Genomic DNA, 13,484 nt, shown 5'->3' on the forward strand with positions numbered 1-13,484 from the left:
CGAAAGCTTTTCACTGCAAGTGGCTGAAAGTAGCACGATGCAGTCTCTGTAAGAAAGACCGCCGAATCGTGCGACACCAGTTCGAGCAATGTCGATAAAATTCTTCTTAGTATTCATCCGCAGCCGCTTCCAGATCGACCAGCTTGGGTTGTTCGACAACAATTCGCGGAACTGCGCCTTCGGCCGGATTGGTAATAAAAATCTGCGTCGACTTCAACAACCGTTCGCTGCGGTCCAGCTTCTTGCGATCGAGCATCTCACCCGGAGCAAACTCCAAGCGGTTTTCGACCACATGCTCGGCCACCAGATGGTCGTCGCCGTCGACATGGATGCGAATCTCACCACACTTGTACTGATCTCCCTCGGCGATCCGATAGACCAAATCGAGTTGCCCCGGTTCGTCCAAGACGGTTGGCCGCGGTTGCACGTCGGCGAAGATAAATCCGACCGATCCCAGCCCGTAGCGGATCTCGGTCACATCGGCTTGCAATTTACCGCGATCAAACGCGTCGCCCGGCTTCAACCGCAAACGCTCTTTCAAACTGGCGGTGTCGACAAATTGATTCCCGATCAGTTCGACATTGCGGACGTAATAGCGAGGTCCCTCTTTGATCACAAATCGCAGGTTCAGATATTTCCCCGATTCGTCGTACCGCATCATCTTGCCCACCTCCGCTTCGAAGAAGCCAAGGTCGCGGTAGTAGCTGGTTAGTTTTTCGAGATCTTGTTGCAAGATGTCCATCTTGGCGCGGTTGCCAAAATTGAAGATTCCCAAAAACGCATCGCGGCTCTTGATGATCTTTTCCAACCGAGCCGAACTGACAAACGTGTTGCCGACGATCTCGATCGAACCGATCCGTTCCAAAGGCCCTTCGTTGATCCGATAGATCACCGCGTTGGGATATCCGGTCTTGCCGATCACCGTTTCGATCGTGGCCTGATTAAACCCTTCCTCGTGGTAATAATCGACAAGCCGTGAGCGAGCTGATTCGATCGAGAACTGGTTCAACGGATCGCCGGGTGCGATCCCCGCACGCCCTTTGAGTTCGCGGTCGTTGATTCCGCGGTTGCCAGCAAATTCGACAGCTTGCACGATCGGGCGCTCCCGTACGACAAACGTCACATGGACACCCTCGGGCGTTTCAACGATCTCCGGTTGGATGTGCTCGAAAGCACCAAACTTATGCAACCGGCGAACATCTTCCATGACCAAATTGAAGTCGTAGACGCGGCCTTCGCGCGTCTGCACCTTGGCCATGATACGATCCAGACCGACGCTACGATTACCTTTTACCGAAACGCCCGCCACCAATTGATCGCCGGTCTCGCGCTGCACGCGCATCGATCCCTGCTGAAACATATGGTCGCGGAACTTCGGTTTTTCTACGCCAGGAGGGGCGGGCGCATTGCCACCACCTCCACCTCCCATGCCGCCACCAAATTGCCCGTGAGCAACCGATAGCGACGCGAAGACGCAGACCAAGCATAGGCTTCGGCGAAGCATGTTCACTCTCTGACGCATGGATTCCTTTCCTCTGCGTAATTCATTCACGGATCCCAAAATCAAGCCAAGGCGTTTAACGCCCCGCCAGCGGCGAAAACCGCGCGGTTTTACGATCCGGCTCGCCTCGAAATTCAGACTCATTGTGGTTAACTAACCAATTCGGGCTTGTCGTCACAAGCCGAGTTCTGCCGGCAGGTACCCCTAGAATCGTTAATATCGATAGAATCCGACCGCCAGCAAAACTATGAATTCCTAAATAGAGTCGCTTTGAGCATTATTTCTCGCTTAATTGAGCTGTACGTTGCCGACCGTTTCCGATAACCAGGAATGAGGGAGTTCTCGGCTGGGAGCATTTCAGCGAGGACGTGACACGACTTTTAGCAGGCGGTTTTCGAGAGTAGCACTATCATTCGACTATAAATTTCTAAAATCACGTCCTCGTCGGGTGCCAGCAAACCCGGCCGCAGGAACACCCAGTCTTTCACAGACACCAAACCAAGAAGGGGGAGGTCATGAGGTGGTCCATCGCGAAGGCCGTTATTATCGGCTTAGTTTTGCTATCAAACGTCGCCGTCGCTCAGCCGCTAGCTGAGGAGAGTCTGATTCTCTCGACCGAGTGCGGTCGCTTTCAGCTGGTCTTGGGGCGAATTAAGTTGGATTGCTTTCATTACAAGAAAGTCCGACTGCACCAAGCGACAGCCGCTCCCAGCGAAGACGAAGAGTTCCTCTTTGTAACCGCCAACCACGGGACTCCCTCGCTGCACTACGTCCGCCATCTCGGACAATCCAAGGTGACGATCGATACGACGCAAAACGATTGCATACGTATCGAAGCGAAGCACCAGTTGCCCGCCGATCGGACTGAAACGCTGCTGATTCAACAACAGGCGAGCGGCCCGATCGAGATCACCCACGAGATCGGGGAACAGAGTCGGCAGATTCAAACCGCCAGCTTCTGGCATTTGATAGCGGAAGAACCCGAGTTGTTCGAAACGGCTGTCGCCCCGCTGTTGTCGCTGATGTTCGACCGCTATCGGATGGATGAATTTTCCGATGCGATCGACCAGCGTTTGCGAGCCCAAGCGGCGCGGTCGCCGGAGATCACCAAGGCATCGGTTGAACAAGCGGTCGGGCAACTGGCAGATCCCAACCGACGTCAGCGGCTTGCGGCGCAGCGGCAACTGGCATCCGCCGGCGTCGGAATTTTGCCGCTGTTGAATCAAATCGACAGCAAGCGACTCGACGCCGAACAACGGCAATTGATCGGCAAGCTGAAGCAGCGACTGACGATCGACCGCCACGACACGCCCGACCGCGTCGCCGCATGGCTAGCAACCGACCGCGGTTATTGGCTTCGAGTCTCCCAAGACTGGACGCCGCAGCAGCGCGGTGATGCCCACCGCTATCTGGTCGCAACGTGCGGCCGAGGGCTGGATGTCGATCCGAGCGCGGTCGCGGTGCGAGCGCCGATCGCAGGCCACTGACCGGCCGAGCGACTGGCGGTAACGGGAACCGAAGAGAGCGGAGACCGCTACAAAAAAAAGAGGCATCGACTGCGCTGAGATCCACGCAGGCGATGCCTCTAAAAAATCAGATCGCGACGCCCGATCGGCTGTGCCAGCCAATCGGGCCTCTCGAATCGATCAGTTCAACACATACGCTTCTTCGCCGTGCAGCGAGATGTCGAGCCCCTGCTCTTCATCGTTTGCTTCGACACGCAGACCGATCGTCATCTTGATCAGCAGCAGCAACACGATGCTGCCGATACCGGCGTAGACGTAGGTGACGACAACGGCGGCGACTTGTCCAGCCAATACGTTGCCCCCTTCGAACAGTCCCAACTTGGCTCCTTCGCCGATATCCCAACAGGCGCGGGTCGCGAAGAGTCCCGTCAGGACAGCCCCCACCGTGCCGCCGACTCCATGAACGCCAAACGCATCCAAGGCGTCGTCGTAGCGGAAGATGTGCTTCAACTTGGCACACGACCAATAACAAGCCACCCCCGCGATCGCTCCCATGATCAGCGCCGGCATCGGGTTCACAAACCCAGCCGCTGGCGTGATGCAAACAAGTCCCGCCACGGCGCCGCTGCAGGCGCCTAGAACTGTCGGTTTGCCGCGCAACAGCCATTCACAAGCTGCCCACGCCACCGCGCCGGCGGCAGCGGAGAAGTGCGTGACAGCAAACGCACTGCTGGTCAATGCGTCGGACGCCAGTTCGCTGCCAGCGTTGAAGCCGAACCAACCGAACCACAACATCGCCGAACCGACGGCGGTGAAGGTCAAGTTATGTGGCGGCAACGGCAACTTTCCAAATCCCATCCGCGGACCGATCATGATCGCCGCAACCAGTGCCGAGACTCCGCTACTGATATGGACCACGGTCCCTCCGGCGAAATCGAGCGCGCCCCCTAAGACCGCTTGATCGCCGTCGTAGGCCAGGATTCCGCCATCCCAAACCCAGTGAGCCAGCGGACAATAGATGAACGTTCCCCAGAGGACTGAATAGACGACCATCGCACTGAACTTCATCCGCTCGGCAAATGCACCGCAGATCAGCGCCGGCGTGATGATAAAGAACATCCCTTGGAACAACATGTGAGTCAGCCGTGGGATCTCACCCTCCATCGGCGTGAAGGGCGCGCCGGCGGCTTCGTCCCAAGTCCGCGAGACATTGTTCATCATCAGATATTCGCCGTTGCCGATCAGATGCGACAGATAGCTTTCGCCGGGCGTGCCGCCAAATGCTAACGAATAGCCGTACAGTGACCAAATCACCGTCATCAGCCCCATCAGGAAAATGCACTGCATCATCACGCTCAACACATTCTTCCGGCGGACCAGCCCACCGTAGAACAATGCCAGCCCGGGGGCGGTCATGAACAACACCAACGCACAGGATGTCAACATCCACGCGTTGTGGCCAGCCAACGCGGCCGCGTCGATGCTCGCTTGCATCTCGTCCAACTTGGCGGTGCTGTAGGCGGTAGTGTCCGGTGGCGGCACAGCCTCTTGGCCAACGCAGATCGTTGCCACGCAGGACAACATTAAGAAACACAAAATTTGCTGGGGGAAACGGATCACTTCTCGCCTCTTCTGTCGCGACTAGGGGGTGGAAATTACGCACCTGGCCGATGACAGACTCCACTTGCCGCCTTCCCCCAACAAAACAGAGGAACAAATGAATTCGTGGTGCATCCGCAAGTGCAATCGGAAACGCCGCTGCGGATCGCACGCGACGCATCGACGTCAAAATGGTAGTTGATCGGGATACGTTTTGGGAGTGCCACGTCTTGACATGGGGCCTAGATCCTTCGCTGTACGGGGTTTTGGGAGAAATGGGGAGACGTTCGCCCAACGCTCCCCCTCCAGCAAAGAAGATCGCTCGGGGCTCCACTGCAGCAGCATTCCGAGGTTAGAATGCTCTCTTTGAGCGATTCCCCCCAGCATGTCAGCGATCATGATCGATTTCGAACACCTCGGACCATATAAAGTTCTCGACAAGCTGGGGCAGGGGGGCATGGGCGCGGTCTATCGCGGGGAGCACACCAAGTCGCAGGAGCGTGTTGCGATCAAGGTGATCGCTCCGCAAATCGCCGACCAACCTCGCTTCCGACGTCGTTTCGCCACCGAGATCGAAACGCTTAAAAAGCTGAATCACCCGAACATCGTGCGGTTGATCGGTTACGGCGAGGAGGAGGGGCATCTGTTCTATTCGATGGAACTGGTCGACGGCCCCAGTCTGCAGCAGCAGATCCGCTCGCTGAAACGACTCCCTTGGCGCGACGTCGTCCGCTACGGGATCGACATCTGCGGAGCCCTCAAGCACGCCCACGACTTTGGTGTGATCCACCGCGATCTTAAACCGGCCAACCTGTTGATCGCGGAAGATCAATCGATGAAGTTGACCGATTTTGGAATCGCCAAACTGTGGTTGGGGGATGACATGACCGCGGTCGGCGCGATGCTGGGGACCGCCGACTACATGGCTCCCGAACAAGCTGGCGATGGCCCGATCACGCCGCGAACCGATTTGTACGCGTTGGGAAATGTTCTGTATGCCTGCTTGGCGGGTCGTCCGCCCTTTGCCGGGAAAGACCTGACGCGAGTCATCACAAGTCTACACACCGACCCGCCACCGCCTCTCGATTTGATCCTTCCCGAATTGCCGATGGAGCTTGTTTCGCTGATCCATCAGTTGTTGGAGAAGGGGCCGAAAGATCGACCTCCGACGGCGCTGGCGGTTGGAAATCGGTTGCGAGCGATCTTGGCCGACGACCTGCAAATTGGTTCGCTGACATTCGATGCCGACCGGCCGACGATCGACAACGCACCGACACTTGGTGGCGGCGCCGATGAATCGTTGGATCTCGGAGCCTCCTCGGCGATTCCCACCGACCAACGGCCGACGCTCGACGCGACCGATCTTCCCGACGGCGGCACGGGCAGCCAGTTCGGATTTGAAGATACGATCAATTCCGAGGTCCAGGAATTTCCCGAAACGGCGACGCTTGCTCCGCTGACCCATTTCCGCACCGTCGATCAAGAGGAACGCAACCGCGCGTCGGCACCGCTAACGGCCGACGCTCAAGAGTCGACGCAGCGGGAGAGCCTGCTGTCGATCCTGCTGCTGATCGGGTTACTGTTGCTGCTGGTGACCGCGGCGTTGTGGATGATGCAACCGCCGTCGGCCGAATCGCTGTACAACAAGATCAGCGAAGCGGAGGATTTTGGCGACGTCGACAATGCGGCTGGTGCGATCAAACAATTCCTCGCCCAGTACCCCGACGACTACCGAGCCGAAGAGGTCTCTGCGCTGGCCGACCAGATCGATTCGGATCGCGTCTTCCGCCGCTTGCGAGTGCGGGCTCGATTCAAAGGGGGCATCGAACAACTCGAACCGGCCGAACAGGCATTTGTCGAAGCGATGCTGCTGCGGGAAGAGAACCCCGCCGAGGCGCGTGAACTGTTGGAGGATTGGTTGATCGTCTTCAGCCACGCCGACCATCGCGACCGATCGGTCGCCCGTTTGATCCCGATCGTGCGTCAAGAGATCCAACCGCTCAAAGAGATCAATCGCAAGCAGGCCAACACCCAGGCTCAACAACTGCGATCCTGGATCGATGGCTCTCTGGCGCGACTCGATCCCGATCGGCATCGAGAGTTTTTGGAGAGCGTGATCCGGCTGTACGCCGACAAACCGTGGGCGGAAGAAGAGATCCGGCGGACCCAAGATCTGTTGAGCGCCGTGGGGCCCGACGGCGTTCCCGCCGAGCGATTTGCGCCAGCAGAACCGCCGGCAACGGAAGCTGTCGACGCCGAATGAACGGCAGCGGCGATTGTGCCACTGCCGCTGTCATCGATCGCCGCTGTCATCGATCACCATTGCCAGCGATCGCGACCTGAATCGCTGCGGATCTGACTAACGAGTTTCGGTCGCCAGCGATTCGCGAATTAGAGCGGGCCGATTGGTCGTGATCCCCATCGCGCCAAGCTTTTGGAAGTAGCGAGCGTCGTCGGGCGAATCGATTGTCCAAACGTGGAACTCTTCCAATCCGCGGCTCTTCAATTGAGCAATGAACTCGGGCGTGACAACCTGCCGATTCCCTTGCGTCCCCAAACCGTCGGCACCACAATCGCGGATCGTCTGGGCGATCTGGTCGACGCTCGGCCGCCACTTGCCGCTGCTGGCATCCTTCTTGTAACTGGTCAACCAGTGCGCACGAACCGTCGGCAACAACTCTTTGCAACGCGCGACCGTATCGCTGTTGAAGCAGATAATCAGGACCTGGTCCAGCGGAACGTTGAGTTCTTCCAACTGCCGTTTGAGAGGCATAACGATCTCGGGACCAACTTTTAATTCGACGACAAACAGCTTGCCGGCCGGGATGGCTTTCCAGACATCGGCGAAGGTCGGCAGCGGTTCGCCCGCAAACCGAGCGTCTTTCCAGGCGCCGTATTCGAGCTCGCGGAGCTGTTCCAAAGACGAATCGGAGACCTTCAATCGGCGACCGCCAGTCCGCTGAGTATCCCTGTCGTGGATGCACACGATCTGGCCGTCGGTCGTCAGGTAGAAGTCTCCCTCGACGCCATCGGATTGCTGACGCCAAGCTTCCTCAAAAGCGGCGACCGTATTTTCGGGAGCGTCATAAGAAGCCCCGCGGTGCGCGACGATCATCTGCGCCCAGAGCGTCGTATTCAGCGAACCACATACGAACAACGCAGCCAACAACCAACGTCCGTTTAACATTTAAGCTCTCGATCGATTTCTAGGATTCGGTATCGAAGCATCGCCAAATCGACGCGACCCTTCTTCTGCCGCCCAGCATACTCGAACAGGCCACCGATCGAAATCGCGAAGTCCTCGGCGGCAGATGAAGATCTGATGAATCGAGCGATCAATCGAAGAGCGTGCGGTGCAGACGTTTGATCCGTTTTGCGGGAGCCGCGATCTGTTTCCGCGACGCGGTCCGCAACAGCGCTGGGTTGGTGAACAACAGCGCGGGCTGATCGAGCTTCATTTCGGCAGCGATCTGCAGCAGCAAGCGACGATCGCGGCGGTCCAATCGATGGGCCCGGCACAGTCCACTGAACACCTTGTTTGGCGCATAAAACTCATGCTCCGAACCGCAATACTTGCGATACAGCAAGTATCCGACGCCAACCGCAGGGACGAGGATGCCCACGGTCACACCGACCGCCATCGAATGGTTCGATTGGTTGGCTGTCGTCTGAAAATACTCTGCAAGGTCTCCAACACGCGATGTCATATCAATAGATCTCCTGCATACGGCCTGCGCCCAGTCGAGCCGCGTCGCGAACCGGCCCCGAAGCGGCTTCCTTCAATTCTTCCCGCCAAGCGCGAGCCTCGGGACTTATCGCGTGTTGTAAATAGCTGGCGATATGGATCCGGATCGTCAGGTGATCCTGGATATAGATTCTACGAAACGTATCGAGCAGGCTGTCGATCAAGCCTAACGCCGCGGCGGCTTCGACGGCCCTACATCGTGTCTGGATCATCGGATGCTTCAGCCCCTCGAGCACGACACGCTCCATTTGAGGATCGATCAACCTCAGAACGTGTGCAATGCTGGCGAGGTCGGCGAACTGCAAACTCGATTCGGGATCCAAAAACGCCTCGACCGATAAATTCGCCAGCGACTCACGCATCGTCGCTTGGACATGTTCGCAAGGGAAATCGAGCAATTGAATCTGCCGCCACAACAGAACATCGAAGACCGATTCGTAAGTGGCATCGCTGTCCATCGAACACGCGATCCGATTTGCTTCGGGTTTGAGGGTTGCAATCGGCAGCGGGCCCAAATGCCGAAGGACCATCGAAGCCGCGCGGATCGCATCGTTGTCCCCCATCTCGATCGCTTGAATCGCAGTCTCGCGAACGACCTCACTGTCGGTGCCAAGTCGCTCGAAGACGTACATCAGAGGAGCCTGAAGTTCGCTGGCGGTCTGTTCAAACAGATCGGCCTGTTCAAAGGCGAGCATTCCACCGAGGTTGTCCAGTTGCCGTAGCGTTCGCTGTGTGGGCGCCGGTCCAACGTGCCGCAAGACCGCGTCGCGAAACGCGGAATCGGATCGCGACCGCATCACCGGGACCACGGGTTCCGGAATTCGGCTCTTGGAAATCCAACCGGCCAACAGGTCGATCACGCTGTCGTTTTGAGAATGCATCAACCGGCGAGCCATCGTGTCGGCCGACTTGCCGTTGGCGTCGAGCATCGCCTGCAGCATCGAATCGCTCCACGTCGCGGCGCTCAGGTAGGCATCGATCAGTTCCTCGCGACCGTGAAAATCGATCGATCGGACCGAGATCGCTAACCGTTCCAGCGCGCGACGGCGGAGTTGAGGACGGTCTTGCAAGCTGCGCGCTTCGGCTCCAAGCGACTTGGTCATCGAAAGAACCGCGTGTAGCGAGAGGTCTTGCAATCGCGGGTTCTTGGACGATTCTGCGGTCTGGATCAATTCGGGCAACGCCTCGTGAATGCTCAACTGAGCCGCGACGTCGACGGCAATCTCCGACTCCGCCCCCGAATCCTCCGACATCGCATTTGCGACATACATTCCAAACTTGGGACTGTGATCGCCCAGCAACTGCCGCTCGGACGGTTTCATTTCGTTCCACAGACTCAGCAGTTCTTTGAAGACCGGGTCCGTATCCCGCTGCATCAGCGTGGAGATCGACATCCGCCGCGACCTGGGTCCGGCGGCGCGGAAGGTCTCCAGCAATACGTCGACGGCGGCAACATTTAACGTGCTGCCTAAGTAGTCGTAAGTAAGAGAAAGAGAAGTAGTCATCGATCGATCTTCAGGGTGTTGTGGCGTGATAGCTCCATCAACAAGGGCATCGAGAAGGGTCGCGGGGCGTGGACTTTTTCTCAACCTAATAGTTATCGCTTTCCCGATCGGTGAAGTTGACCTCCGCGGCCTCATTGTGCGCAATCGCGAAACTCCACCCCGTCGCAGCACGCAGAACCGTCAGAAACCGTTGTAAAACGGGCGTCGTAGCGACATTCACCGACCAGCGTTTCCGTCGGCGGCTCGCCGGAACCAGTCCCATCACCGGAAGACTAACCGCCATTACGGTGGCCGGCGAGCGATCTGCCGCGATGCAGCTATTTTCCCGCACGGTGCTAAACAAAACGGGCCTGTTCGCAGATAATGCGTCCGGAATTCACTGGACCGCCTGTCAGAGTAAGCTTCATGAATTATCGTCTGCTGTGCCGATTGCTGGGCATCGTCTGTGTATTGATCGGCGGGTCGATGCTGTTCAGTCTCCCCTGGGCGCTGCCGGGATTGGCGAACCGAACCGGTGCGGACACACCGGGAATCGAAGTGGTCGAATGGGATGGCGTCGCGGCGCTGCTGGGGTCGGTCGCTGTCTGCGTGCTGTTTGGCGCGATGCTGATCCGCACCGGACGGTCGAGCAAAGGGGCCGCGCTGTTTCAAAAAGAGGCGATGGCGGTCGTGGGACTCAGTTGGGTGCTGGCGACGGTTCTCGGAGCGCTGCCGTTTTGGTTCAGCCGCACGCAGATCCGTCCGGGCGAACCGGTCACCTTCATCGAATCGATGTTCGAGGCTCAATCGGGATTCAGCACCACCGGAGCGACAGTGCTGACCAATCTGGAAAACCCCGACATGGTCCCCTACTGCATTTTGTTCTGGCGCAGCAGCACCCACTTTCTCGGCGGGCTGGGAATCGTCGTTCTGTTCGTCGCGATCCTGGGACAGGGATCTGCGGGCAAAGCGATGATGCGAGCCGAGATGCCGGGGCCGACGAAAGAGGGCAGTATGCCGCGGATGCAAGCGACAGCGTGGGCCTTCGCCGGAATCTACATCGGTCTCAATCTGATCCTGATCCTGATCTATCGAATCGAAGGGATGTCGATGTTCGATGCCGTCTGCCACGGTTTTGGGACGATGGCGACCGGCGGCTTCAGCACCTGGAACGCCAGCCTGGGGCATTTCAATAGCGCGGCGATCGACTACACCACGATCGTATTCATGATCCTCGCGGGGACAAATTTCACGCTGCTGTATCTGTCGCTCTTCGACAGCCCCCGACGCTTGTTCCGCGATACCGAGTGGCGATTTTATCTCGGCATAATCGGTGTCCTCTCGGCCCTGATCATCTTCTTTGGGATGCGACACCACGACGCCGGCTTCGATACGTTCAGCAGTTCGCTGCGATACAGTCTGTTCCAAGTCGTCTCGGTGATCACAACAACCGGCTACGGCACCGGCGACTTCGACAACTGGAACAACTTCGGCCGCGGCAGCTTGCTGCTGCTGATGTTTGTCGGCGGTTGTGCGGGCAGCACCGGCGGCGGACTGAAAGTCATCCGGCACGTGCTTTTCTACAAGATCCTGTTGTTAGAAGTCGAACGCGTGCATCATCCTCGCGTCGTCCGGCCGCTGACGCTGGGGGGCAGCCCGACCGAAGATCAAGAGCTGCGGAAATCGATCCCCGTCTACTTCTGTTTGATCCTGGGGATCTTCATCGCATCGTGGTTGATATTGATCACCTTTGAACCCTCCACGACCTGGGGCGCCGACCTGAATCGGATCGCAGCGGTTGCCGAGGTGATGGAGGAGGCCGACCCGGCTGCCGATTCGAACGTCACCCGGCGCGAGCTGAAAGAACATACGCTCGATGAAAAACTGCTCGATTGCGCCAGCGCCGTCGCCGCCACGCTGAACAACATCGGCCCCGGATTGGGCGTTACCGGTCCGACAAAAAACTACGCCGGCTTCAGCCAAGGGGGCAAGCTGTTGTTCGTCTGGCTGATGATGCTCGGGCGCGTCGAAGTCTTCAGCGTCCTAGTCCTGCTGATGCCATCGTTCTGGCGACGCTTTTAAGCTGCCAGCCTCGAGGCGACAGACGTCCTACGTCGCGAAGTCGATAAGCAAATCAGTCCCATCGGCCTAGCTTCCGATGGCGGGTGCAGCGCCCACGGCGGGGCATCTGCTTGCTTGATTGGGGCTTCGCGTCGATACTAGAGACTCACGGTCGCCAACCTCCCATTGGCAAACGCGATTCCCACCTCCAGTCCTGTACGCGGTACCCCAAATGTCCACCACTTCCGATACTTTTGACCAGCTGATCGCCTGCCGCGAAGACCCCGCTTCGGTGCTGTCGCGCTTGGTCGATCACTACCGCACCCAACGACTGCCACACGAATTGTTCGAAACGCTGAAGCTGCAGACTCGTCTGAAGCTCGGCTTGCCGCTGTTCAGCACCGACGACGATCCGCCGGCGGGCGAGGAACTGGATCGGCAGATGGAGATGGGGCTGATCGACGCCTGCCGCGAGGTTGGCCAGATGTTGATGCAGGAAGGACGGATCGCCGAGGGATGGATGTATCTGCGGCCAGTCGGCAACCTACCGCTGGTTGCCGAAATGATGCGCGACATCCAACCGAACGAAGAGAACACCGACGACTTGGTCCAAGTACTGCTGCACGAAGGCGTCGACATCGCTCGCGGTTATCAATTGATTCTCGAGAACAACGGTACCTGCAACAGCATCACCACCTACGAACAATCGATCATCGGACGACCGCCTGCGGCACAGCGTCCCGCTGCGTCACTGTTGTTGGATCATGTCTACAACGAATTGGTCGAATCGGTCCGGGGCGACATCGAGCAGCGCGAAGGGGCGCCGCCGGAATCGAACAACATCGTCGAACTGATCGCCGATCGCGGTTGGCTGTTCTCCGACAACGGCTATCACATCGACACCACGCACCTCGCGTCGACGATCCGATTTGCGCGCGTCCTGGACGATCCCGCTCAGATCCGCCGCGCGTGGGAGATGACACAATACGGCCGCAAACTGAATCGCCAGTTCCAGTATCCCGGCGATGAACCGTTCGCCGATTTCTACAGCAGCCACGACCTCTATTTCTCGGTCCTGCTGGGAGAGAAGGTCGACGAAGGGATCGCTTACTTCGAACGCAAAGTTCGCAACGTCGACATGCTGGAAAAGGGGACCGGTCCGATCGAGACCTACGTCGAACTGTTGGACCGTGTCGGCCGCCCTGCCGAAGCGCTCGCCGCGGCGGTGGAGTACACTCCCGCAGAAGTCCCCGCGACGCGCGTGGTGCCGCTGATGTTGGAGCTTGCCAAAAAGGGAGCTGGATACGAACCGATCCAGGACTTCTGCAAAGCCCGCGGCGACCTGCTGGGTTATGCCGCGGCGCTGATCACGCCCAAGCAGTGAGCCTCGCGAGATGGTGATTGCAGGCTTTTTATTCATTCTGGCGATACTCGGCCTCGAATTGGCTATGGGTGTCGCCGTCTTTGGGTTCACCGGCGGCAAGGCGGTTGTGGTCCGCGCCGACGATCCGGGAAAATTCTGGTTTTCGATCGTCCTCCAACTGATCTTCGGCCTCGCTCTGCCTGCCGCTTTGTGCTTCGGAAGCCTCCAGTTGTAAGACCTATTAGCTCTTTACTAATGCGAGAAT

At 58.3% G+C, this 13,484-nt stretch carries 10 protein-coding genes; 5 read left to right on the forward strand and 5 right to left on the reverse strand.

The window, feature by feature from the left end; translation table 11 throughout:
- Window positions 1-106 precede the first annotated feature (106 nt).
- The gene (locus CA51_RS22065; protein ID WP_197451391.1) at window positions 107-1,522 is read right to left on the reverse strand and encodes a BamA/OMP85 family outer membrane protein; all 1,416 of its coding nucleotides are present in this window, start codon (window positions 1,520-1,522) and stop codon (window positions 107-109) included.
- Window positions 1,523-2,058: 536 nt separating this feature from the next.
- On the opposite strand from CA51_RS22065, the gene CA51_RS22070 reads away from it, so the two are divergent.
- On the forward strand, window positions 2,059-2,988 hold the full coding sequence (locus CA51_RS22070; RefSeq protein WP_145123312.1) for a hypothetical protein: 930 nt from the start codon (window positions 2,059-2,061) through the stop codon (window positions 2,986-2,988).
- Window positions 2,989-3,147: 159 nt separating this feature from the next.
- Here the strand turns inward: CA51_RS22070 and CA51_RS22075 are convergent, their stop codons facing one another.
- Window positions 3,148-4,551 carry an ammonium transporter gene (locus CA51_RS22075; protein WP_145123313.1) on the reverse strand — a complete coding sequence of 468 codons (1,404 nt, stop codon included), beginning with the start codon at window positions 4,549-4,551 and terminating at the stop codon, window positions 3,148-3,150.
- 400 nt (window positions 4,552-4,951) lie between these two features.
- On the opposite strand from CA51_RS22075, the gene CA51_RS22080 reads away from it, so the two are divergent.
- Window positions 4,952-6,829: a serine/threonine-protein kinase gene (locus CA51_RS22080; protein ID WP_145123314.1), complete on the forward strand. Its 1,878-nt coding sequence runs from the start codon at window positions 4,952-4,954 to the stop codon at window positions 6,827-6,829.
- A 96-nt stretch (window positions 6,830-6,925) separates the two neighbouring features.
- Here the strand turns inward: CA51_RS22080 and CA51_RS22085 are convergent, their stop codons facing one another.
- The 3 genes from CA51_RS22085 to CA51_RS22095 all read right to left on the reverse strand — a co-directional run bounded on the left by CA51_RS22085 (window position 6,926) and on the right by CA51_RS22095 (window position 9,816).
- The gene (locus tag CA51_RS22085) at window positions 6,926-7,753 is read right to left on the reverse strand and encodes a glycerophosphodiester phosphodiesterase (protein ID WP_145123315.1); all 828 of its coding nucleotides are present in this window, start codon (window positions 7,751-7,753) and stop codon (window positions 6,926-6,928) included.
- A 148-nt stretch (window positions 7,754-7,901) separates the two neighbouring features.
- Window positions 7,902-8,273 carry a hypothetical protein gene (locus CA51_RS22090; protein ID WP_145123316.1) on the reverse strand — a complete coding sequence of 124 codons (372 nt, stop codon included), beginning with the start codon at window positions 8,271-8,273 and terminating at the stop codon, window positions 7,902-7,904.
- A 1-nt stretch (window position 8,274) separates the two neighbouring features.
- Complete coding sequence (locus CA51_RS22095) at window positions 8,275-9,816, reverse strand: hypothetical protein (RefSeq protein ID WP_145123317.1); 1,542 nt, start codon at window positions 9,814-9,816, stop codon at window positions 8,275-8,277.
- A gap of 405 nt (window positions 9,817-10,221) precedes the next feature.
- On the opposite strand from CA51_RS22095, the gene CA51_RS22100 reads away from it, so the two are divergent.
- The 3 genes from CA51_RS22100 (at window position 10,222) to CA51_RS22110 (ending at window position 13,454) form a co-directional block, all read left to right on the forward strand.
- Window positions 10,222-11,877: a TrkH family potassium uptake protein gene (locus CA51_RS22100; RefSeq protein WP_145123318.1), complete on the forward strand. Its 1,656-nt coding sequence runs from the start codon at window positions 10,222-10,224 to the stop codon at window positions 11,875-11,877.
- 211 nt (window positions 11,878-12,088) lie between these two features.
- Window positions 12,089-13,240, forward strand: a complete 1,152-nt coding sequence (locus tag CA51_RS22105) for a hypothetical protein (RefSeq protein WP_145123319.1) — start codon at window positions 12,089-12,091, stop codon at window positions 13,238-13,240.
- Window positions 13,241-13,250: 10 nt separating this feature from the next.
- Window positions 13,251-13,454 (forward strand): hypothetical protein, encoded by a 204-nt coding sequence (locus CA51_RS22110; protein ID WP_145123320.1) that lies wholly within the window; start codon window positions 13,251-13,253, stop codon window positions 13,452-13,454.
- The last annotated feature ends 30 nt before the right edge of the window (window positions 13,455-13,484 follow it).

It is taken from the genome of Rosistilla oblonga, assembly GCF_007751715.1.
Lineage (GTDB): Bacteria > Planctomycetota > Planctomycetia > Pirellulales > Pirellulaceae > Rosistilla > Rosistilla oblonga.